This window comes from Haloarcula sp. HT12, assembly GCF_055271655.1.
Genome location: NZ_JBUXKW010000004.1, coordinates 445014 through 467234 on the forward strand (window position 1 = coordinate 445014; position 22221 = coordinate 467234).

Consider the following 22221-nt stretch of genomic DNA (forward strand, 5'->3'; position numbering starts at 1 on the left):
TTTATGCAAGGGAACTGAAACTACGGTTGATCATGGGGACCGTAGTAGCTCTCGAATCACAGGACGGTGTCGTCATAGCCGGGGATTCCCAGGCAGTAACTGACGGAAACGTCACCAGCGAGGACGTCGAACGGGTTTTCGACTTCGACGGTGTCGGTGCGGGCGCAGTCGGAGACACGGGCGATATCCAGGAGTTTCGCCGACAGTTGGAGAACGAACTCCGGAGTTCGCGCATCGAGGACGAAGAAGACGTGGAGATCGACAAACTGGCACGGATCGCTGCACGCCATGCCAACAGCGCGGACGTGGACGCTGTCGTCGCGACACATGACGCCGCTGGGACCGCTCGTCTCCGCCAGGTTGGTTCTGAAGGAGAGGTCTTTGATTCCACACCAGTAGCCGTGGGAAGCGGAGCGGAGATCGCTTTCGGTCGGCTCGAAACCGTTTCATCGGACGTGCAGACCGAGGAGGCGAAATCGGTCGTGTCAGAGACGCTCGAAACTGTCGGAAAACGGGATGCCGATGGCGGTGGAGAGATTGTAGTGTGGTCACTTCGGAATGCCGATAGCGACGACAGCGAGTCGGGGTGAGACGAGACCCCGCTGTAAAACGGCTGTCGGGGCACTGACCGATCTCATCCCATTGAGTGGACATCCCCGGCAACTCCGGAGGTGAGAACTGACCGAGCCGGGGGCTCACTGAATCGGTGAGTAATACGACGCTGCCCCAGCGGGATGCTTGTCAGCGTTCGCCCGGTGGGACGAACGGGCCGACCGAGAGCGTCTGATAAGCGACTGTTGCCGCGCGGATGATATACGCGCCAAACAGCGCAAGCGGGGCCACCACGACACCCACCGCTATCGGGACGAGGACCGCAAGCGCGGATGGAGAGAGCATGACGGTATCGGTCCGGTAGACCAGTGCCATAGAGATCGAGACAAGTAGTGCGGTCAACCCGGAGTAGATTAGGTGTCGGGACAGGATGGCGAGATCCTGCTGGAGGGCGAGCGTCTTGTAGAACTGTCGAACGACCGCGATAGATTCAAGGAGTTCATCTACCGCCTCCAGCTCCGCTCGCGTGTTCGCCGAAAAAGACTCGCCGTACTCGTTGCGTAAGTGTCGTACTGCGGTGATGTTCGTCGCGTATTCGGGTCCCACGATGACGCCGAGAATATCGATGATCGGCGTCCCGTCTTCGACCTGTGTGTTGATGCTCCGGCCGTACTCGGCAATGTCTGTCAGCGCATCGGTGACCGCTGCTGGTGAATCTGCAGCGGTCTGCTCTATCGTCGATAGCGCCGCTGTGGCGCGTTCGCTCAACGTTGTCGCGAGCAGCGATAGAAAGGCTGCAGGGTCGTTTGGGCTCGACGACTGTCCGGCTAACCGCTCGACGCGCTCGCGAAGGTCCCTTGAACCCTCCAGTCGGTCGCGTAATTTCCCAGGCGATCCGAACACTCGTGAAAGGACGAGTTGGTTTATTGAGGCGGCAATGGTGACGAGCGTGACGACCCCGGAAATAATGCCGCTTGCGAACACACTGGCGACGGAACTGTCCGCCCCAACAGCAATCACATCGGTCGAGACGAGGGTGCCCAGCGCACCGACGAACACCGCGATAATACCGATAGCGACGATAAGCCGGCTGCCCTCGAGGAACAGCCACTCTTTGAGTCGATTGCGGAGTTTGTCACGTCTACCCGCAGAACTCGCCGTCCGGAGACCGGGAACCATACCGTTCGGGACACACTGGAGTTATTTAAGTAACTGCGGCGTATAGCAGAGTGCGACTCAGCCACTGTCGAGATGACCGACTGGCACACCGTAGACTGTCAGGTAGATGATGGTCACAGCTAGCAGTATCGTGGCGGTATCCTGAACCGGGTCGACGACAGAGTCGACGGATAGTCTCTCTGCGGCGACTATCGGCTCCACAGCAATCCTCGCCGGCTGGTTTACCCTGTGGCCCACGTGATCTCTCGTTGCCTGCACCACCCGCCCGTTCCGTACATACGCTGAATATTCCACTCTTACCCGTAGTATGTCGCAGTTAATTTCCGCCAGCATTCGCGTTGCTCCGTCGGTTCCCGGCTGAGCGACGGAGACCTGCGGCCATGTGATCGGCGAGACATGGGAGTACCGAACAGTGCCCCACCATTTTAACACCCGACCGTGAACATACCCGTTGAGCAGCCAGATGAGCACTATCGAAACGGCCGACGAGACGGAGGCCAACCCCAGCGAACCGACCGAGCGTGTACAGTGGGACCGGATTCGACGAGGGGCCGAGGGCGGTGCGGTCGCGACGCTTGTGATGACCGCCTACCGGCTTCCGGTAAGCCGGTCGCTCCCGCCGACAGCCGAATTCTGGTCGACGTTCGTCAGCGGGGACGACCCGTACGATCACCCTGTGATCGCGCTCGTATTGCACGCCGTGTACGGTATCCTGGCCGGCATCGGCTTTGCGCTCTTACTACCGTCACGTGACCCCATCGAGGAGGAATCCGGCGTGGGTCCACCGTCCCCTTCCGGTGAGGTTCGTCTGACGGCCCTGGGCCTCGCTTATGGCCTGGTCCTATCAGCAGTCGGCGAGAAAGCCATCCTCGGGGCGGTGCTCGATATCGACCCTGACGATTGGTTCGCGTTCCACATCGGCCACGTTCTCTACGGGATCACACTGGGTGCGTGGCTCGGAACCCGGACTACAGAGTAGCGACGCTCGGTCAGCCACCCTCATCGGTTTCAGCAGTTCAGATCCTCCGATGGCACATCCGATTTTGCCTGTACTGTCCCGGTAACCAAGTCGCGCGCCCTGTCACGCCACACGTACTCTCGATACCGGTGTAGTTGGCCGGCAAGGCGAAAGAGGGTAATCCGCCGACGCGTGCGACAGTGGATACGATGGCTCGACCATTACTGTTCAGTGCGATGACTTATCCCCTTCCGTTGAATAAATCGAACATGGAGATTCGCCCTGCCGACTCGGAAGACCGTCAAAGAGTCGCAACGCTCGCGCGGGATTCGTTCCGGAATTCGTACGCGCTCAGTCCACAGCAGATCGATACGATAATGGAAAACGAATTCGACGCCGAGTCGCTGGCTGACCGCATTGATGACCCCGACACGACGGTGCTCGTCGCCGAACACGCGGCCGGAGACACCGAGGAGGTACAGGGGTTCGTCGATGTGTCGGTCGGAAGCGAGAGAACGATCCGCTGGCTCCACGTCGACCCCGAGGCACGGGGCGAGGGCATCGCTACCGCGCTGCTCGACAGACTCCCAACAGAAGACGGGAAGCCACTCGTTGCCAGAGTGCTCGAAGATGCTGTTGAGGGCGGCGAATTCCTCGAGGATTTCGGCCTCGAAAACGACGGGAATGCCCAGGTGAGCTTCGGGAACGAGGAGTTCGCAGTGGCGGTGTTTACGGAGGGCCAGGGGACTGAGAACCCAAACGAACCATCAGTGTCGGTCCCTCAGTATGTCACGGTCGATGGAGCTGACCGCCCGATCGATCAGGACGAGACGATCCCTGGCCGAGACGCTCCCTTCTTTCCCACCTATGCGAGCGAGGATCATACGGACCCGTACGGGTATTTCTGCTCGAGCTGTGGCAGTACTGACGTCGCTGCCGACGGACTCGACCGCATCGAATGTGCCGACTGTGGGAACCTCCACCGCGCCGATGAGTGGGATGGCTCGTATCTGTAACGCTGGTCGCTGAGCACTCGACTGACGCGTCAGACACTCATTTTCCGGACGAGGTATATGTCATAACACCGGGACCGGCGGGTCGACAGGCACGAATGACCCCAGTCGAGCTGTGGGTGTGAAACGCGGCCTGACATATACGGATCCGGGACCAGTGACGTTCCGGACGATGTGTCCCTAGGCGGTTCTTTGACTAAATACGTCCGTCGCCGTCTGTGGCGGATTCGCCCTGTTGCCGTGGGCTGAATCGCAGATTGTCATGGTGAGAGTCTCTATGGACCAAAAATCGAGTCCACCATGTAGCGGGGGGGCTTGTTACCCCAACCATATTCTAAAGTAAGCCCCAGCAAAAACCGAAGTAACAAGCGTACTATTGTTTAGCTCCCCCCATATTCGGAGACCAACCGCGTCAGAGGCCGCTGCGGACGTGGGATTCAAACTCATACATGGAATGCCCCGGACATAGGTGACTACTACCCTGTCTCAGCATATCTGGCGATTAATCCACTGATAAGGGATTGTATCGACTGTATAAGCCGCCGCCGTCGCGGAGACTTTCGCAACCATAACTCTGTGAACTACCGGTCTCTAAGATGTCAGTACCACTCAGGAGGGACTGCGGGCGGGGTAACAATAGTGGGTGATTCGGAGAGTTCCTCACCAGAGTGTCTGGTCACCACAAAAGGACGTGTTGACAGCAGTGCCGTACGCGGTCAGTGCCAAATCAGCACAGCGTCGCCGACCGGTCTCAAAGCGACTGCTCGTCCTGGGTTTCCCCCTCGTCGCCCTGATCCCGGTTCGTTCCGCCGCGGTCGGAATACTCCTCTCGGCCGACCGCACCGGATCCCACCATGTTGAGCACGGCCTGACGGACCGCATCCGCGGAATCGTACTCGTGACTGTCGGTCTCCACCTCTTGGCCCCCCAAAATCGACCGTAGCGACTGTGAGCCGCTAGCGGTCTCTATTTCATAGTCACCGTACTCAGAGAGTAGCGTCTCCCGCTCAATAGGATACGTTTCGGCCGCCAGTTCGTCGTCGAGGGAACCGAAGTCGAGGCCCATTTCCCGTGAGTCGTCCGTCTCACTACTATTGGACTGATCGTTTGCCATGTACTCTCTTCAGGGACCAGCCCGAAGAATGTTACGGGAGCTACAAGTTCCGGTGATGGCATGCGCCGAGGACTCCCATGTCGAGGTCTCTTGGTCGGAAACCCATTGCTACATCACTCTACCGACGATATGAGCGGATCCGGCGATGTTGTGTATGCCTACCGGCGAGTGACTACGAGAGTCTCATCGGTCGAGCCGAAAAGCACGCCGGGACCGTTAGCAGGATCGCTTCAGTGAGTGGGTGATCCATTCGGGGAGCAGAAAGCATCCTGGAGGATCCCGGCAATACCGGATCGGTGCCTGCGCTAGACCGTCATGATAGCTGTATCGCGTAGCGGGCGTCCCCGGTAGTGAACGTACGATCGTTCTCGCTACTACAGCGTCTCACCGTGGTATCCCTGGAGAAATGGAACGTTGGTTGTTCGCCCGTGCAGCACCCAGTACCAACTACGAGTGCGTGTATGTTTTCGAATGTAAATCGTTGCAAGATAATTACAGCCGATAGTTTGATATGTTATACGGATAACTAGTTAGACATGGATGGTGACCTATCGACCGCCGATGAATCTCTCGAACCGGGCGAATACGTCTACACGAAAGCCGGAGAACTAGTGGGACGCGTCAGCGGCGTCACTACCGACGGGTTCGAGGTCGAAACGATCGAAACAGACGCCCGCGACGGCGTCGATCAAGAGGAGATCCCCGGGAAGGAGTTCGGTGAAGGCTATCTGATGTGGCAGTGTGAGGAGTGCGGAGAGATGGGCGAACTCGACGACAGCATCCCTGCCGCCTGCCCGAGTTGTGACGCTCCCAGGGAAGCGCTCTCCGAAGTCCGCGAGGACTGATGAAGTGCTGTTCGGATACTCAGCAGTCGGTAACGCCCTCGCGTGTTTGAGAGGTACAGACTGGTCGTGAGTCAACGGGCGGAACCCGGATTGCGCGACGCACGCTCGATGAGCTGCTTGCGCCTCGATTAGGAGACTCGACACCGTCACATGGGCATCCCACAGCGATTAGGTTTTCAATTGGGCGGGGGCATCCCTCGGCCGCTGATTCCATCCGACCACCGCAATGACAGTAAGCTGATATTATCTTCGGTTGAGGCCACTACAGAACTGCGAGCCGACATTTTTTGACTCTTAACAAAATAGCTATCACACTTTGTCTGTTGGTATGTGTCGAACCGTAGCAGACAGTGATGGACACGATACCGACTTCCAACCGTTACACAGTACGGCCACGAGAGGAGCGATTTGAGGATGGCCGGGACAGTCGTGGTTTACAATCCTCGGAGCGGGAGCGGTGATCACGGTGACACCGTCCGGGACCGGGTGGCGGCACACGAGTACGAGATCAAAGAGACCGAAGAAGCGGGCGACGCGATTTCGATGGCGGAAGCGGCTACCGAGGCGGGATACGACACTGTCGTCGCAGCCGGCGGTGACGGGACTGTCAACGAAGTGGTCCGGGGGATCGACCAGGCGGGCGCACTCGACGACGTGACGCTCGGGATTCTCCCACTCGGGACCGGAAACAACTTCGCACAACAGCTGGGGATCACCGATCTCGAAACGGCGTTCGAGGTCTTGGTGGCCGGCGATCGGCGGCGGATCGATCTCGGGCGGGCCAGTGACCGACCCTTCGTCAACTCCTGTGTCGCGGGACTGACCGCCGAATCCAGCGGTGAAACGTCCCCCGCAATGAAGGACCGACTGGGGGTCCTGGCGTACGTCGTCACTGCCCTCCGGTCGATGTCCGACTTCGAGTCGCTCCGGCTTACTATCGACCCCGGCGACGGGGACCAGACGCCAGCGTGGGCCGGCGACGCCATCTGTGTACTCGTCGGCAACGGCCGGCGGTTTACCACGTCGGGGGGTGAGCAGGCCGATATGGAAGACGGCCTGCTCGATATCGTGGTGATCAAAGACGTCTCGGCAGTGGATTTGATGAGCGACCGGATCACCGAACGTCTCCTCGGCAATGACTCGGAGCATATCATCCGGTCGAAGGCGTCTGCACTCACGATTACGAACCACGATCCATCGGCCATCAGGTTCAGTTTGGACGGAGAGATCATCCGCCACCGAGAGATCGCACTCGGTGTTCGTCCAACTGCGTTGTCCGTTGCAGTGGGCGACGGATACGATCAGGACCCGGAATGAATCCGACAGAACGGTCGGATACAACTGCTCGTCGAACGCGACAGTGTACATGTACACCGTAGATCTCCACACGCACACGCGCTTCTTCCACGGGTTCGAGAGCAGGCCGACCGCCTACGATCCGCTCGGAGCGCGACTCCTGGGACTCTTCAGCCGATGGCACGACCTGGACGGTGTGGCGCTGACCAATCACGACTACTCGCCCGGGTTCGAGAGCGGGGCGTCCCAGACGCTGTTCGTCCCCGGTATCGAGATCTCGACGACAGCGGGTCACGTACTGGTCGTCGGTCCCGATCCGCCGCGGCGGACCTCCCCGGGTGAGCTTACCCCGACGGACGTCGTCTCGCTGGCACACGAACGCGGGTGCGCTGCGATCATCGCCCATCCGTTCCGCCGGAGTGCTGTCCGCGAGAGCGGCGCGGATTTCGACGCCGTCGAAGTGAACGGCAAGCATCCGGAGGATATTGAGCGTGTGCGGGACCTCGCGGCGACGCTGTCGCTTCCTGTTGTCGGCGGGAGCGACGCACACTATCCGTTCGAAGTCGGCCGCGCGTTCACTCGAATCGAGGCCTCACAGCTAACTCCCGAAACCGTGGTCGCGGCCATCAAAGCTGGCCGTGTCGACCCGGACCTTCGAAGTACCCCCCTCGATAAGACGCTTCAGGCGGGGTATGGGTACATACACCGGTATCGGTGAGCGTCGCGTTGTCTGTGCCGCCCACCGGCTTGGGTCGCAATACTAACCGCCCGATCATCAAGACCGGAAAGTGACTCCGGTGGCGGCTTGGTATCGCTCTCGTCAGTTCGTTCGGATACCTACCCGGTCGTCCCCGAGCGCGCGACCGGAGGTCCAACGTTTCGTCCGCTGCTTCGATACCGAGCCAGCTCCGTAGACACTTCCTGTCGGATCAGAACAGGAAGCTGACGACAGCCAGCACGACGAAGATGATGACGAGCCACTTCGCGATATCCATACTGAGCCCGGCGACGCCGCTCGCGCCCAGGACTCCCGCGATGAGCGCGAGAACCAAGAACAGTACCGCGAGACCGATGAGGTCACCGCTAAACTGTAGGAATACGTTCTGTACTGTGAGCACGCTTTCCGTGGCTGCCTGTGCGAGTGCCATACCTGCTGTTCAAGACGAAGGCATATCATTCCCCGCCACTTTCACCCTCGTTGGCAGTTCGAGGGACAAAGGAGTTTCTCGCCGGGCCCCTGTCAATCCAGGTCGAAGGCTTATCCGTTGGGCGACACGAATCACACTCGATGCCAACAGTACAGATCGAAGACGGCTCCCTCTGGTACGAAGAGACCGGAACCGGGCCGCCGCTTATTTGCCTCCACGGGGGCTGGCAGGATCACCGGTCCTGGCAGTCACAGGTCGATCACTTCGCGGACGAGTACAGGGTTATAACGGTCGACCTTCGAGGTCACGGGCGGACCGGCTCGACCGAGTCGCGACGGTACTCTATGGATCTGTTCGCGGACGATCTCGACGCACTGATCTCGACGCTGAACGTTGAGCACCCGATTTTAGCCGGGATCTCCGCCGGTGGGATGGTGGTGCAGACCTATCTCGACCGATATCCGGATCGGGCGCGCGGCGCGGTCATCGGGGGACCGCTGCAAACGATGCCGCCGATCACCCTGCCCCGTGGAACGAAGCAGTTGTTCTCACCGCTCCCGCTGCTTTCGGGGACTCTCACTGCCGTCGGGCCGAAATTGACGTTCAAGACGCTGCTGGACTCGATTCGGATGACGAACGGCGGCCACTGGCTCTCGCTCGACGAAACGGTCCGCAAGCAATCGATGGACGCCGTCGAATCGATTTCCGCAACCGAGTTCCAGAAGATATTTGCAGCGCTCTACGAACGCGTGGCCCCGACGCTCTCACACGTTTCGACGCCGACGCTCGTCCTGTACGGCGACGAAGAGATACCGCTCGTCAAACGACAGGGCGAGCGAATCGCGCGAACTGTCCAGACTGGGACCGCTCAATCCATTCCGGACTCCGGACACCTCGTCAACCAAGACCAGTCGGGGGCGTTCAACGACGCTTGTTCGACGTTTTTCGACGGATTAGCACCGCCAGTCGGGAGAGCAGAGGTCAACTGACGGGTGTCGGAACGGCGGATTCCGCAAGCGGTCGCTTCCCACCCGCTATTGATTCGGCCGTTCCGTCTCAAAACGGCTTTAGCAGATGGCGGCGCTCCGGTGGCGTCATCGTGTACGCCGCGACGATATGTGCGACCACCATCGCCGCGAGGAAGCCGAAGTTTATCCACCAGGCGTTGTACCAGACGACATCGATACCCCAGGACCCGTCGACAAGGGGCCACAGCGGTTCGATCGGCGTAGAGATATCGGGTGCCGAGAGCATGTCGGCGAAAACGTGGCTCAGGCCACCAGCGAAGAGTGCGAAGAACACGAGCGAAAACACCTGACTGGGTTCGAACCGTTCAGTTTCGACCCACTCGTCGATCCGATCCGAAAACACACCGGTCACTAGCGCTGCACCGACCAGGCTCGTCCCCAGGACGAACACAACCGTATGTGTCACCCCGTGGTGATGGATCTCGTTCGGGAACGCCGCAACCAGCCACAGATCGAAATCGGGGATCAACGACGCGACGACGGCGAGGGCGACGAAGCCGACGCTGCGTCTGTCATCCCATCGGAACCATGCCGGGAGTGCGAACAACAGGCCGAACGCGATATGACCGGATATGTCTACAATTGTCCTTCTCCCGGAGAGGGGTCGCTAACTATCATTCTGTCTGTCTGTTCAGACGGGTGCTATTTAATCGGCACGGATTCATGGAAGCAGATCTGGCCCCTACGGGTTTCGGTAGCGCCGTCCTCACCGGCAGATCGAATACTCTGCTCCTAACTATAGGTCGTTGTACTGTATCGGGATCATGGACGCTACCGATCCCGCGACTGGTGAGCAACTCGATTCCTACGAGGAACACACCGAACGGGAAGTCGACGACGCCCTCGAACTGGCCAGCAGAGCCTCTGAGGATTGGCGCGAGCGACCGATGGGCGATCGTGAACGGCTCCTCGAATCCGCAGCCGAGGTCCTCCGGGATAACAAGCGGGAGTACGCCGAGACGATGACCCGGGAGATGGGGAAGCCGGTCACGCAGGCGGCCGCGGAAATAGAGAAGTGTGCGCGGTGCTGTGACCACTACGCCGAACACGCGAGCGCGTATCTGGGGGCCGACCACCACCCCAGTCCGCCAGGTTCGGACGCAAAGACGGTGTACGAGCCGCTCGGCCCGGTGCTTGCAGTCATGCCCTGGAACTTCCCGTTCTGGCAGGTGTTCCGGTTCGCCGCGCCGTCGCTGGTGGCCGGCAACGTGGGATTGCTCAAACACGCGTCTAACGTGCCGGGATGCGCTCTCGCCATCGAGGAGGTATTTCGTGAGGCAGGCTATCCCGAGGGCGCGTTCCAGTCGTTGCTGATCCCCTCTGACCGTGTCGAGTCCGTCCTCGCCGACAACCGCGTTCGGGCGGCGACAGTGACCGGAAGCGGGCCAGCGGGTCGAGCGGTCGCCGCCACAGCCGGCGAGCACCTCAAGAAGACAGTCCTCGAACTCGGCGGCAGCGACCCGTTTGTCGTCCTCGACGACGCCGATGTGGCCGCCGCGGCCGAAACCGGTGCCTGGGCACGGAACCAGAACGGCGGCCAGTCCTGTATCGCGGCCAAGCGCTTCGTCGTCCATACGGACGTTTACGACGAATTTCTCGACCGCTTCGTCGACGAGTTCGAGTCGCTCGTCGTGGGTGACCCGATGAATGAGGACTCAGACCTCGGACCGCAGGCGAGTCCGGCATTGCTGTCGGACCTCCACGAGCAGGTCACAGCCAGCGTCGACGCGGGCGCCACGCTCGTTACTGGGGGTGAACCGCTCGACCGCGACGGCGCGTTCTACCCGCCGACGATACTGACGGACGTTCCGGACGGCTGTCCGGTCGACAGCGAGGAGACGTTCGGTCCCGTCGCTGCGGTGTACGAGGTCAGCGACGAAACGAGCGCGGTCGAACTCGCAAACGACACCGAGTTCGGCCTGGGTGCCAGCGTCTGGACTGACGACCGCGACCGGGGCGAACGCGTCGCCAGCCGGATCGACGCTGGCTGTGTCTACGTCAACCAGCTCGTCAAGTCCGATCCGCGAGTCCCGTTCGGCGGCATCGGTGACTCGGGGTATGGCCGTGAACTCGCCGGGGCCGGTATCCGCGAGTTCGTGAACCGCAAGACGGTGTGGGTAGAATGATGAAGGTCTCCGACCTTCTTGTCACCTGTCTCGAACGAGAGGGTGTCGATCACGTCTTCGGATTACCGGGCGAGGAGATGGAGGATCTGCTGTTCTCGCTACGCGATTCGGCAGTGACGTTCGTTCCCACCCGTCACGAACAGGGGGCGGCGTTCATGGCCGATGTCCACGGAAGACTCACCGGGAACGCGGGGGTCTGCCTCGCCACGCTAGGCCCGGGCGCGACGAACCTCCTGACCGGGGTGGCCGACGCGCACCTCGACAAGAGCCCGCTGGTCGCGATAACCGCACAGGGCGGCCTCGAACGGCTCCACCAGGAGAGCCATCAGGCAATCGATGTCCTCGGGACGTTCAGCGCCGTGACCAAGTGGAACACCCAGCTCGACAGCCCTGACATCGTTCACGAGTCGGTTCGGAAAGCGTTCAAAGTCGCGCAGTACGAGAAACCCGGTGCGACCCACCTCGAACTCCCCGAGGACGTGGCCGGGGCGGAGACTGCGACCCGTCCGATGGACCCCGGGGATCGGGTCCCGTTTGCCGCACCCAATCCCGACACGCTCGGCCGAGTGAAAACAGCGCTCCGGGATGCGCGCCGGCCGATACTCATCGCTGGAAACGGTGCCGTCCGTACGCACGCCGCGACACAGCTCCGGGCGTTCGTCGATTCGACGGACATCCCCGTGGTGTCGACCTACATGGGGAAGGGAGCAGTGTCCGACGCCGACGAGCGCTCCCTGATGACGCTCGGGTCGGGGTCGAACGACGAACCGAGTACGGCGATCAAGGAGTCCGATCTCGTTATCACCGTCGGCTACGACATCGCCGAACACGACCCCAGCAGTTGGCACGAGGGAGACACGCCGCTGGTCCACATCGACACCGAACCCGCAGAGGTGTACGAGGCGTACGATCCCGACTTCGAAGTCGTCGCAGACATCGAGCGGACCTTCGAGCGCCTCCTCCACTGGGTCCGGGAAACGGACACGTCGTTCGACTCCTCGTGGTATCGGGATTATCGCGAACAGATCGTCGCTGACGTGGACAGCGATCCAGCCGATGGCCCGCCGTTTACTGTCCGGTCGGTGTTGCCTATTCTGCGTGCGGTGATGGCTCCAGAGGACGTTCTCGTCTCGGACGTCGGCAGCCACAAGATGGCCATCGCGGCCAACTTCCCGACGTACGAACCCAACACCTGCATCATTTCGAACGGGTTCGCCTCGATGGGGATCGCTGTTCCGGGCGCACTCGCGGCTGACCTCGCAGTCGACGCGAACGTCGTTGCGGCGACCGGCGACGGGGGATTCCTGATGAACGCCGCCGAAATCGAGACGGCGACCCGCGAGGGCTGTTCGTTCACGATTGTGCTGTTTACTGACGACGACTACGGCCTTATATCGGAAAAGCAGACGGCCCATACTGGCGAATCATTCGGGACCGGGCTGACTAACCCGGACTTCGTGGCTTTCGCCGAGAGCTTCGGTATCGAGGGGTATCGACCGGACTCCGCCTCGGAACTCCGGACGGTTCTCGAAGCAGCTGCCGGGGACGAGATGTCACTTATTGAGGTTCCCGTCGTCTGAAGGCGACGGAACTGCCCAGCGAGGCAATACTTCGTGACCAGATGCCCACAGACCTGCTCTCCGTTTACAATCCACGCCTGTTAGAGTTCGTTAATGACATCGATCTCAGAACACTGCTCGGTAGCGACCCTGTCGGGTGTCCCAAATTTAGGGCAAAATCCGAAAGTACTGGTGAGTAGAGAACGCCCAGTCTGTCCGAGGCGGTTCTACAGAGCGCTCAGTCGGACTTCGTCGTCGGTGATGGAACTAACGCTGTCTGTTTCAAGCAGGTAACTATCCTCATCCCGGCTCCCCCAGCCCAGTTTCGACATGATCGAGTCGGCCAGGCTCGGATCGGGGTCGACGTAGGCGTGTTTGCCTTCGACTTCGATCACCCGACCGATGGTCATACCGTTCTCGTTAACGACACTCTTCCCCTCGTCGGACTCTGTGAAGGTCGGATTAGACTGCATCAATCAGTGATAGGGGTGCAACGTATATTGTTCTGGGGCCTGCAGGTGCAAGCGACTGGTGGCGTGTGCTGATCAGTTCCTGAATTTCAGGCCATAGCCGTTGTAACAGTAGGGAATTAGGTCGACCGCGCTTCGGTTACTGATGCACGTCAGATATCGTCTTCGCCGCACACCTGGGGGGGACGGCAGACGCACACTGGTCGACGCTGTGATACAGTTCGTTTGTAATGACCGTCCCGTGGGCCCGGCGTAACCGCTCGGAGAGCGCTTGGTGCGTAACGTCGAAGTCTTCAGCGAGTTCTGTTAGGCTAACCGTGCGCGGAATGTCGTAATAGCCCGCGTCGTATGCTGACACCACCGTCTCGTACTGCCGTTCAGTGAGCCCGAGGGAGCCGTACATGGGGGATTCAGCGAGACAATTGATACGGTTGATCGAGAGGTCAGCACCGAGAGAGTCCGCGATTTCGTGAATGGCTGTATCCCGGCCGTGGTCCGGAAAGAACAATTGCAACTGCCACGAGCCGTCGTAACCTGACGCGTCCAGAACTGAGGCGTTCACTTCTTCGAGGGCCGACACTAAAGCTTGGGTGCGCGCACCCCACTCGATCCGGAGCAAACACGCCCCATCGACCTCAGAGAGTCGGTCGACGGCACGGACGCTGTCGTCACGCTTGACAGTCGCGGTGAGCCGGTCCGTCTCGGCGTGATCAGCCCACAGAAACGGCATGACGTGTTTGGGCCGGTGTGCCACGAGACGGACAGTGCGAAACTCCGCGTCCGGCTCTCGGGAGAACGTCCGCCCGAGAGCAAACTGGTCCGCGGGGACGGTCGCTTCGACAATAGCACTCATTGTCCGCTAGTTCCGCCTGGCATCGGATACATGGCTAGCCTATGTGTATTGATTGACCTGGCCTGGTGCCGCTCACAGCTCCGTTCCCGCTACCGGTTGGATGGCTGACTTGATGAGAGCGCGGTGGCCCCGATGCAATCGCTCCGAGAGGGCCTGGTGGGAGACAGCGAACTCCGAGGCCAGTTTCTGTAGGTTCGTGCGCCGAGGGACCTCGTAGTAACCCTTGTCGACAGCTTTTTTCATCGTCCTGAACTGGTCGTCGGTGAGTCGGGACCCATCTAGAGACGGTGCGTCTTCCAGTGCAGCGATTCGCTCAATGTCGATATCATACTCCGTGCACGCTTCACACGTCGCGGAAACCGCGTCCCGTGATGGGAACAGGATGCGGAACGTCCATCCCTCACTGCTGCCTTGAGCACTGACGACAGCACCGTTCTCCTCAATCAGCACGTGGGTGAGAAACCGGACCTGCTCAGTCCACTCCATTCGGAACAACGTGTGTCGATTCCGACTGGTGATGACTCGTGCTTCCCGTGTCGTTTCATCCGTCATAATCGCCGCAAGTACGGAATCGGTGTCGGCGTTCGTGGCCCAGAGCAAGGGGACAACTCGATCAGTGCCGTGTGTAGCCAGTCTGGCAGCATCGAATTCGACATCGGGAACAACTTCAAACGTCTCGGATAGCGCAAACTGCTCGGCCGGAACGGTCGCTTTCACGATAGTGGCCATCTGGTACTTGAGGTTTTGTTGCCACCCATAATAGTATAGAGTGACCAAGCTGTCGAAGAGTTGGCTACTCCAGCGAAATTCGGGGTTACTAGCTTCATAGTCCATTCGGCACTGGCAGTGGGTAGATCGCGGAGTTCAGCAGCTTCCGTCGTAGGTCGCATGTACGAGTAGTCCGCCCATATTCCATGGTAAGTGATAACACAATTTGAAATAACAAGGGTACTATTGTTAAGCCAGCTCAACTCTCGGGATTAGTAAGTCACCAACACCACTTCAGGCGGGCCATCTGAAATAAAATGGAAGCCGATGTCTCGATAGTCGAGTCTTATCATGCACTCTGAGAATTAGTTGTTTAATAAGATCTGGCTCCGTTGATATCCTATCGTTCAGCGATAAAGGAGCGTGCAACATCCGCTCAGTAGGTCGGCATACTGACCAAAACAGGTGACTAACCATATTGGTCGGTGCCGATTGATGGATATGGCAATTCGAACGACAATAGGGTGGTCGCTCATCACTTCCGGCATAGTAACGCTTCTACTTGCGTATCTGCCGTATCCGTCCGTCTATTGGGGCATCGGTCTCCTCATCGTCGGCATCTTCATCTTCGTCACTCGACGGCTCTTCTAATCCAGTCAGTGATCAGTTGTTACCCTGTAGTGACCGATACTGGTGCGAGATGGTTCAATTATTGAGAGCTTCAACGGATTTAAGAGGTTGTATCCATCATTTGAGCTATCGCGGCCGGAACCATCGAGTTGCCGCTCGGCTGACGTGGCTACGGTTCCTTGTGGAACAGCGCGAGGTGACGAAGTATCGCCCGGTTCTCCAGGCCGCCGGCAAGGGCACCTGAGAGCATCCCGAGAGTACTGATAAACGCTGCCGTGCGAATCCGGTCTACCACACTGACCGTCGGGTCCTCGAGACTCGGCCAATCGGCCATCAACTGCGGGGGAAAGACGACGAACTCGATGACGAGCATCACCGTTGCGACGAGTGTGAACAGGCCGATCATCGCCGCGACGAGGTTTGCGAACACGATTACGTTCATGAGAGCCATGTGTTCGGTGATAGCTTGCTGCTGACGTCGCGGAAAAAAGAGGTTCTGGACGAACATCAGGTGCACTGCAGCGGCGAGAACACTCACGACGGCGAACAGCGTCGCAGTCGCATTCGAAAGATGGAGTGCGACGTCCCACGACTCCGCGCTGAAGATGATTATCAGCGTCGGCGTGAGGGCGGTTGTCGACAGCTTCGGGAGGGACAGCGGGAACCTGAATGGCTGACTGTTCCGGAGCGAAGCGATGATTTGTCCGGGATTCCGCACAGCGCTGCGAGCATGGAAGGCGAGGCGACCGAGCCGTCCGCGACTCGATCCCGTTTCCGGAATCTCCCGTGCGATACGGTGGAGATAGGCTTCTGTATCCGCGTCGAAGTTCGGCGTGTCGCGCCGCGTTCGGTCGAACTCGAACGGTTCCATCACACCGCCGTCGGCCTCGCCGTGTCCCGCACCGAGGACGTGCCCTAGGAGGTGCAACAAGAGCGCCCCCGCGTTCCAGCGGACGGCTGGTGCGTCCAACGACCGGACCGGTTCCTCGCGTGGACCGGTCACGAGTTTGTACGTCGAAACGACCACGACCCGGCTCACAGTCGATGCCAACCCCGGAACCGACCGACGGGTCCGCGAGAGCAACGAGACATCGGTCGCGACTACGATGATGTCGTACGGCCCCTCAACGATGCGGTCCATTGCTTCGTCAAGGAACTGTGACGGACGACGTGCGGCGTTATCGGAGAGGTGGATGGACTCCTCGGCCACGAACTGCCAGGCGATGTCTGTCGCAGCGTGGAGTTCTGCAGTAGCGTCTTCGACCATCTGACGTGCGAACTCGTACAGTTCGTGCCGATCTGTCCGCGGTGAGGGGGCGACTAGCACCCCGACATTCACTTGCCGGTCGTCGTGGTCACTGGTCCCTGCCGACGCGAGTGTGGTCCCGGGCGTGGTCTCCGGCAGTTTCTCATCCATCTTTGTTCTCGGCTTTTGCTCCGTTTTCTACTCGTCAGGCACTCGCCCTCGTCACTTACCGGCGGGCGCATGCCGGCCTTACGCATTCTACCACGACCGAACTCCGGGTGACAGATACTCAGTCGATGCGGTCAGCTAGTCGCGGTCGGTGGACGTGTTCCATGGAATCGCGAGTCTCCATCGTGATTCGATTCCTCAGAGGGACTGTTCGTCATGGGTTTCTTCCTCGTCGCCCTGCTCTCGGCTTGATCCGCCGCGGTCCGAATATTCCTCTCGCCCGACAGCGCTGGATCCGACCATGTTGAGCACGGCTTGTTGCACTGCGTCCGCTGATTCGTACTCGTGGCTGTCAGTCTCTGCCTCTTGACCGCCGAGTATCGATTGCAACTCCTGTGACCCGCTGCTCGTCTCTATCTCGTAGTCTCCGTACTTCGAAAGCAGGGTCTCCCGCTCGACAGGATACGATTCAGACGACAGTTCGTCGGCGAGACGGCCGAAGTCGACACCCAATTCCCTGGAGTCGCCTGTCTCACCGCTACTGGATTTGTCGTTCCCCATACACCCCCTTTAGCGACCAGCGGGAAAGAGATTGTGCATCTACAGCTTCTGGCGAGACTTCGAATCAAAGACCATTGGGGCGGATCTCACAGGCGAGGACCGGTCCGATACGCCGGCTTTCTGGACGAGGGAGGTCCATCTCTGGTGCTGTACTGTCAATGGGCATCACCGTAGTAGAACTGTGCAGCGGTCTGTATCACTAGATGACCGAGCAATCTGTCCGGTCGTTCTAATTTGATAGGGCGTAGCTACTTATTCCGTGGCCGCGTCGGCCAGAACGATGGAACGGACACTCGGAACGTCAGGTGCGCTTTCACGGCTCGGAATCGTTTCCACACTGGTAGATGCGGCGGTCGCATTTTCTCGTGGTCGGCCGACGAGTGGGCTCCTGCTAATCGCCTCGGCGGCACTCTCCAAGCGTGTCCCGGGTATCGGAGTTGCAGTCTCAGTACTGCTTCGACTCGTCAGACGGCTTCGTTGAGTCGGCATAGCAATCTGCCGAGGATACAGTACGTAGTGAGAGACGACGAGCGTGTCTTGCAGTCAGTATTACCGTTAGCACCGTGACACGGTTCTCTCGTCCAGTCGTACGCTCCGAAAAGGAGACCGCGTGACGGTTCGCCACACGCCGGGCCAGTTCATCGAGTCCGATGTCATCGGATACATCTTGCAGAACCTCGGCCGTCTCCTGACGCACAGGGGCCGCGCTTGCAGTCCAGTTTTATCGATAGTTGAGCGGCTACAAACCCAATAGACGACATAAGAGGGCCAAATATCGGCCGCCATCACCCCAACTCTCTTTCCTCCTGGACTCGTCCGGGAACTATGGCAACTCGGTCCGACAGTGACGACGAACCGGCTGAGAAACCAATCGACGACGTGTCGCCGACGCTCACCGAACTCTATCGGGGTGAGCTAGACCGGACGACGACCTGGCGGGGGCGACTCGACCAGACGACGAACTGGACAGTGACAATCATCGCCGCCATGCTGACGTGGGTGTTCTCCAGTCCGGACAATCCTCATTACCTCCTGTTGATCGGGATGTTGACGGTGATGACGTTCCATGTCGTCGAAACACAGCGCTACCGGCGGTTCGACGTGTGGCGTGCTCGGATCCGCTTACTGGAACGGGACGTGTTTGCGGCGGCGATTCATCCCGATGACCACGCTGATCACCACGACTGGCAATCCGAGTTAGGGACTGATCTCCGCCGTCCCGCGTTGAAGATTCCCTTCATCGAGGCGTATGCGCGCCGGTACCGTCGCATCTATCTACCGCTCCAGACGGTGTTGCTGGTCGCATGGGCCGTCCGGCTGTCGGTGTTCTCCCCAGACGCGGGGCCAATAGCGACTGCCGGAGTGGTCGGCATCCCAGGTGAGATAGTGATCGGCGTTGTCGGCATTGCGTATCTCGGGGCGGCTGCGATCATGGCCTGGCCCCGAGAGCGGAAAGCGACTGGCGAGATGTACGACCGCGACAAGGAAGGCGACTGGAAACCGTAGGGGTTCACACGCCAACTGAACCGGCTGTTGTCACCGGCAGTCGATTGGACATACCTGCGAGCTGAGTTCCGGTACCTCGAGGGAGCACACCATCGATATTCCGCTCTTCAGCCCGTCTAATACTCCTTCAGGTATCCCTGAAACTTGCTGCGATGGGCTTCTTCGTCGGTGAGTATCGTCACAGCGAGGTCTTCGGTGACGGGGTCCCCAGCGGCTTCGGCGGCGGCGATCAGTTCGTGATACGTTGCTATCGCATCCTCCTCAGCTTCGAGAACCCCGTTGATAACGGCGGGAACGTCCGTCGAGTCCGCCGGTGGCTGCAACGACTCCTGTCGGGCGGTGAAATCCATCGACGCGGGTAGTTCTCCACCAAGCTGCTTGAGACGCTGCCCGAGCTGCTTCGCGTGTGTCAACTCTTCTTGGATGTCCTCTTCGAGACTGTCTTTGATCTCCTCAGCACGAACGCCATCGAGAACGATAGCGTTCGTCTGATAGTTCATTACCGTCTCTATCTCGTCGCTGTATCCCTTCTGTAACAGTTCGATGACTCGATCTGAACTCATTGCGTATCCCCTGTGTGTCGGTATTCGGAAAGTAATATGTATGGTAATGAATGAATGTCTTACCATACTAGTTAGTAATATAGTATTAAGAAGTGTTACAGCAGTTACGCTCGACGGTTGTGTACCCAGCGTTGAGGGAGCATGGGAGCAATCACGACCGGTCGGATTTTCGTTCACTTCTCACCTGGGTTATATGTGTGAGTGTTACAAGGCCGAGGCCCCCGACGAAGTTGCCGGCCGTGACGACCACCAGCAGGGTCCCGAACGCAATAGGGTCGAGATCGGCTCCGAACAGGAAACCAATGAAACCGTGCAACGCGGTGACGACCACATGATCGAAGGGGCCAACTGCGAGCAGCGCCCCGACGATGTACGCGAGCGTTATCCGGCTCTCGACTCGGTCTACCGCAACCAGCATGTGTGATAGCAGTGCCACGAGCGCACCGCCCGCAACTCCACTGGCGAACCATGTCGGCACTCCGTGATGCGTACTCTCGACTGCAAACACACGCAACGCGGTCCCTGCTCCGTCCGGTAACACGCCTTCGACTGCAAAGATACCGGCGAACAGCGCACCACCGCAGAGGTTGAACACGAGTGTGACGACCCAGAGCCGAACGAGGGAGGTGACAGACCAAGTATCAGGATCGTCTACAGCCGCTGCGGTCGGATCAAAGAAATTTTCATTGAACAGTTCCGCCCGACCGACGACGAGAAATACGACACCGGGGCCGAAGGCTAACGCCCCTGCGAGTTTGGCGATTTCCCGCCCCTGTGGTTCGACTAGTGCCTCGGTGATACCGAGTGCAACGATACCGAAAATGACGGTGAATCCCGCGATAAAGCTGGTCGAGATCAGTTCGAGCAGCGATTGATCGAGCCGTCGATTACCCTCGTCGACTGCGCGCTCGAATATCTCCCCTGGAGCCGGTGCCAGGCTATCTGCCATGTTCACGTGTCATACGTATCTCAATGCGTAAGCGCAGGTCGGCCCCGCGACTTGGGACACCATCGAGTGACATCGTCGTCATTACTGGTCCCATTCGTCCGTCCGGTACGGCGTTGGTCCGGAGCAGTGGGCCGACGAGCGACACGCAGAACGTCGTTTCCCGTCACTCATCTTTCGAACACCGCTCATAGTCTGGATCGTAGAAGCTACCAGAGCATCTATTTTTCCTGCAGCCAGAAACGAACCCCCGTATCGCGCCCGAGGGAACCGCCGGCAGATGCCGAGTGACGGTTTGAGTAAAAACTGCGAGTGACCACAAGCCACAGTTCGCTCCCGGTTAGGCGTCAGCCATCTGCCGACAGGATTCTGCACACTCTCGTAAGACATCGGCACAGACCTGGCAGTGGTCCGCGTCGTGGGTGTCACACTCGTCGGCACAGGCCTCACAGGCTTCTGCACAGGCTTCTGCAAGGGTGCCGCTGTATTCCGAGCCTCTGGCCATGAACCGCGCATGGAGTGAGGTGAGATCCGCAACGTCCCGACAGAGTCGGGCGCACGCCTCCATTTCGGGGTCGCCCAAACACTCGTCCGCACACCACTCACAGACCTCAGTGGCTTCTTGACAATTCTCGACACACGTACGCTGTTCGTCGCTCAGACTGTCAATCTGAGAGACGGTGTTTGCTAATGACATCGCATCGTGCTATACACCATCAACCGTGGTAAATCCCAGCCCTGCGGTTGCAAGGAACCAGCCGTCCGGCCAGGTTTTGCCACGGAATGTCTGGCCTCGGTCGCTTCGGAAGGCCCTCCCGGACGAGTGCGTACCCGTATTAGTTCACCTCGTTGTGCATCTCGTCGATGACGCCCGTTAGATCAGGGGGGCCACCGCCGGGCTGGGAGGGTCGGTAGCCGAACTCGCCTTTGCCATCGGGGGAGTCGCCCTGGGTCCAGGGCTGCTCGGGGTTCTCCTGCTCGTCGCGGAACGTGGACATGAAGTCGTAGTTGAACTCCTGGTTTTCCTCGGCCTGGGGAAAGCTTCCGGGTATCGGCATGGGTTCCTCGAAGGCTTCCTCAAGGACGGCACGCCACTGGTTCTGATGCATCGTATCCCGGGCGATGAGATACGAGAGCATGTCTTTCATCCCGGGGTCGTCAGTCATCTCCCAGAGGCGGGTCGCTAGCAGGCGTCCCGTCGACTCGGCCATCACGTTCGCGTACATGTCGGCGGCCAGATTCCCGCTGGCGACGACGTAGTTGCCAGTGAACGGGACGCCGTTGCTGTCGACGGGCATCGCGTGCAGTCCCGCCGAGAGCGCCTGGCGAGGTTGCCCGGCATCCATCATCGCCCCGATAACCGGGTCACGCTCTCCGTCAGCCTCGGGTGCGCCTTCGAGGTTCTTCGAAACCGCGGTCGCGAGCATCTCGATGTGGCCCAGTTCCTCGACGGCGGTTTCCATCAGCAGCGTCCGGAACTGCTGTTTGTCTTCGGGGACGGCGAACGCCTGGAACAGATACTGGAGCGCAACGCGCATCTCGCCCTCGGCCCCGCCTATAGCCTGTTGAAGCATCTTCGCGAACTCCGGGTCGGGCTCCTCAACTCGCACTTCGTACTGAAGTTCCGTACCATGGTGGAACATGCCAATGAACGTACTTGCGGCTCGCGAATAAGTGTTGACCCTGAAATACGAACTTCAAAACCAGAGAGCCTCCGTCCAGAAGTCTCGCTCGATATTAATGGGTCTTGAA

General features: G+C 59.6%; 25 protein-coding genes. 11 read left to right on the forward strand and 14 right to left on the reverse strand.

The features are described from left to right. The first annotated feature begins 32 nt into the window (after nt 1-32). On the forward strand, nt 33-590 hold the full coding sequence (locus ACY9XZ_RS15135; RefSeq protein ID WP_463457852.1) for a 20S proteasome subunit A/B: 558 nt from the start codon (nt 33-35) through the stop codon (nt 588-590). Between the two features lie 151 nt (nt 591-741). On the opposite strand, the gene ACY9XZ_RS15140 is transcribed toward ACY9XZ_RS15135, so the two are convergent. After that, entirely contained in the window at nt 742-1731 is a 990-nt protein-coding gene (locus ACY9XZ_RS15140; protein WP_463457853.1) for a hypothetical protein, read from the reverse strand. A 57-nt stretch (nt 1732-1788) separates the two neighbouring features. Continuing rightward, nucleotides 1789-2064 (reverse strand): hypothetical protein, encoded by a 276-nt coding sequence (locus tag ACY9XZ_RS15145; protein WP_463457854.1) that lies wholly within the window; start codon nt 2062-2064, stop codon nt 1789-1791. Between the two features lie 130 nt (nt 2065-2194). Here ACY9XZ_RS15145 and ACY9XZ_RS15150 point away from each other — a divergent pair, with 130 nt between their 5' ends. Next, on the forward strand, nt 2195-2710 hold the full coding sequence (locus tag ACY9XZ_RS15150) for a hypothetical protein (protein WP_463457855.1): 516 nt from the start codon (nt 2195-2197) through the stop codon (nt 2708-2710). A gap of 248 nt (nt 2711-2958) precedes the next feature. Further along, nucleotides 2959-3705, forward strand: coding sequence for a GNAT family N-acetyltransferase (locus ACY9XZ_RS15155; protein WP_463457856.1), 747 nt, complete (start codon nt 2959-2961; stop codon nt 3703-3705). A 748-nt stretch (nt 3706-4453) separates the two neighbouring features. On the opposite strand, the gene ACY9XZ_RS15160 is transcribed toward ACY9XZ_RS15155, so the two are convergent. Next, on the reverse strand, nt 4454-4816 hold the full coding sequence (locus ACY9XZ_RS15160; protein WP_463457857.1) for a DUF5789 family protein: 363 nt from the start codon (nt 4814-4816) through the stop codon (nt 4454-4456). 536 nt (nt 4817-5352) lie between these two features. Here ACY9XZ_RS15160 and ACY9XZ_RS15165 point away from each other — a divergent pair. The 3 genes from ACY9XZ_RS15165 to ACY9XZ_RS15175 all read left to right on the forward strand — a co-directional run bounded on the left by ACY9XZ_RS15165 (nt 5353) and on the right by ACY9XZ_RS15175 (nt 7675). Next, on the forward strand, nt 5353-5661 hold the full coding sequence (locus ACY9XZ_RS15165; protein WP_463457858.1) for a DUF7130 family rubredoxin-like protein: 309 nt from the start codon (nt 5353-5355) through the stop codon (nt 5659-5661). Nucleotides 5662-6075: 414 nt separating this feature from the next. Beyond that, nucleotides 6076-6978, forward strand: coding sequence for a diacylglycerol/lipid kinase family protein (locus ACY9XZ_RS15170; protein WP_463457859.1), 903 nt, complete (start codon nt 6076-6078; stop codon nt 6976-6978). 49 nt (nt 6979-7027) lie between these two features. Next, the gene (locus ACY9XZ_RS15175) at nt 7028-7675 is read left to right on the forward strand and encodes a PHP domain-containing protein (RefSeq protein ID WP_463457860.1); all 648 of its coding nucleotides are present in this window, start codon (nt 7028-7030) and stop codon (nt 7673-7675) included. Between the two features lie 211 nt (nt 7676-7886). Here the strand turns inward: ACY9XZ_RS15175 and ACY9XZ_RS15180 are convergent, their stop codons facing one another. Further along, entirely contained in the window at nt 7887-8105 is a 219-nt protein-coding gene (locus tag ACY9XZ_RS15180) for a DUF1328 domain-containing protein (protein WP_463457861.1), read from the reverse strand. 140 nt (nt 8106-8245) lie between these two features. Here ACY9XZ_RS15180 and ACY9XZ_RS15185 point away from each other — a divergent pair, with 140 nt between their 5' ends. Then, a complete protein-coding gene (locus ACY9XZ_RS15185; protein ID WP_463457862.1) occupies nt 8246-9094 on the forward strand; it encodes an alpha/beta fold hydrolase in 849 nt (282 codons plus the stop codon). A gap of 67 nt (nt 9095-9161) precedes the next feature. On the opposite strand, the gene ACY9XZ_RS15190 is transcribed toward ACY9XZ_RS15185, so the two are convergent. Further along, the gene (locus tag ACY9XZ_RS15190; RefSeq protein ID WP_463458098.1) at nt 9162-9716 is read right to left on the reverse strand and encodes a metal-dependent hydrolase; all 555 of its coding nucleotides are present in this window, start codon (nt 9714-9716) and stop codon (nt 9162-9164) included. A gap of 181 nt (nt 9717-9897) precedes the next feature. On the opposite strand from ACY9XZ_RS15190, the gene ACY9XZ_RS15195 reads away from it, so the two are divergent. Together ACY9XZ_RS15195 and ACY9XZ_RS15200 are read left to right on the forward strand one after the other, a co-directional pair. Beyond that, nucleotides 9898-11259, forward strand: a complete 1362-nt coding sequence (locus tag ACY9XZ_RS15195) for an NAD-dependent succinate-semialdehyde dehydrogenase (protein WP_463457863.1) — start codon at nt 9898-9900, stop codon at nt 11257-11259. Beyond that, complete coding sequence (locus ACY9XZ_RS15200) at nt 11259-12839, forward strand: acetolactate synthase large subunit (protein ID WP_463458099.1); 1581 nt, start codon at nt 11259-11261, stop codon at nt 12837-12839. Before ACY9XZ_RS15195 ends, ACY9XZ_RS15200 begins: the two co-directional genes overlap by 1 nt. A 206-nt stretch (nt 12840-13045) precedes the next feature. Here the strand turns inward: ACY9XZ_RS15200 and ACY9XZ_RS15205 are convergent, their stop codons facing one another. From ACY9XZ_RS15205 to ACY9XZ_RS15215, 3 genes are all read right to left on the reverse strand, one after another. Then, the gene (locus ACY9XZ_RS15205; RefSeq protein ID WP_463457864.1) at nt 13046-13291 is read right to left on the reverse strand and encodes a PRC-barrel domain containing protein; all 246 of its coding nucleotides are present in this window, start codon (nt 13289-13291) and stop codon (nt 13046-13048) included. 136 nt (nt 13292-13427) lie between these two features. Then, nucleotides 13428-14141, reverse strand: coding sequence for a helix-turn-helix domain-containing protein (locus ACY9XZ_RS15210; RefSeq protein ID WP_463457865.1), 714 nt, complete (start codon nt 14139-14141; stop codon nt 13428-13430). A gap of 72 nt (nt 14142-14213) precedes the next feature. Continuing rightward, on the reverse strand, nt 14214-14870 hold the full coding sequence (locus ACY9XZ_RS15215; protein WP_463457866.1) for a helix-turn-helix domain-containing protein: 657 nt from the start codon (nt 14868-14870) through the stop codon (nt 14214-14216). 480 nt (nt 14871-15350) lie between these two features. Here ACY9XZ_RS15215 and ACY9XZ_RS15220 point away from each other — a divergent pair, with 480 nt between their 5' ends. Continuing rightward, nucleotides 15351-15500: a hypothetical protein gene (locus ACY9XZ_RS15220; protein ID WP_463457867.1), complete on the forward strand. Its 150-nt coding sequence runs from the start codon at nt 15351-15353 to the stop codon at nt 15498-15500. A 148-nt stretch (nt 15501-15648) separates the two neighbouring features. Here ACY9XZ_RS15220 and ACY9XZ_RS15225 read toward each other — a convergent pair whose 3' ends face one another. After that, nucleotides 15649-16896 carry a hypothetical protein gene (locus tag ACY9XZ_RS15225; protein ID WP_463457868.1) on the reverse strand — a complete coding sequence of 416 codons (1248 nt, stop codon included), beginning with the start codon at nt 16894-16896 and terminating at the stop codon, nt 15649-15651. Nucleotides 16897-17091: 195 nt separating this feature from the next. Continuing rightward, nucleotides 17092-17454, reverse strand: a complete 363-nt coding sequence (locus tag ACY9XZ_RS15230; protein WP_463457869.1) for a DUF5789 family protein — start codon at nt 17452-17454, stop codon at nt 17092-17094. 825 nt (nt 17455-18279) lie between these two features. Between ACY9XZ_RS15230 and ACY9XZ_RS15235 the strand changes: the two genes are divergently transcribed. Beyond that, the gene (locus ACY9XZ_RS15235) at nt 18280-18960 is read left to right on the forward strand and encodes a DUF2270 domain-containing protein (RefSeq protein WP_463457870.1); all 681 of its coding nucleotides are present in this window, start codon (nt 18280-18282) and stop codon (nt 18958-18960) included. Nucleotides 18961-19076: 116 nt separating this feature from the next. On the opposite strand, the gene ACY9XZ_RS15240 is transcribed toward ACY9XZ_RS15235, so the two are convergent. From ACY9XZ_RS15240 to ACY9XZ_RS15255, 4 genes are all read right to left on the reverse strand, one after another. Beyond that, a complete protein-coding gene (locus ACY9XZ_RS15240) occupies nt 19077-19523 on the reverse strand; it encodes a DUF892 family protein (protein WP_463457871.1) in 447 nt (148 codons plus the stop codon). Nucleotides 19524-19674: 151 nt separating this feature from the next. Further along, complete coding sequence (locus ACY9XZ_RS15245; RefSeq protein ID WP_463457872.1) at nt 19675-20472, reverse strand: formate/nitrite transporter family protein; 798 nt, start codon at nt 20470-20472, stop codon at nt 19675-19677. Between the two features lie 337 nt (nt 20473-20809). After that, nucleotides 20810-21166, reverse strand: coding sequence for a four-helix bundle copper-binding protein (locus ACY9XZ_RS15250; protein ID WP_463457873.1), 357 nt, complete (start codon nt 21164-21166; stop codon nt 20810-20812). Between the two features lie 139 nt (nt 21167-21305). After that, nucleotides 21306-22112, reverse strand: a complete 807-nt coding sequence (locus ACY9XZ_RS15255; RefSeq protein WP_463457874.1) for a manganese catalase family protein — start codon at nt 22110-22112, stop codon at nt 21306-21308. Between the last annotated feature and the right edge of the window lie 109 nt (nt 22113-22221).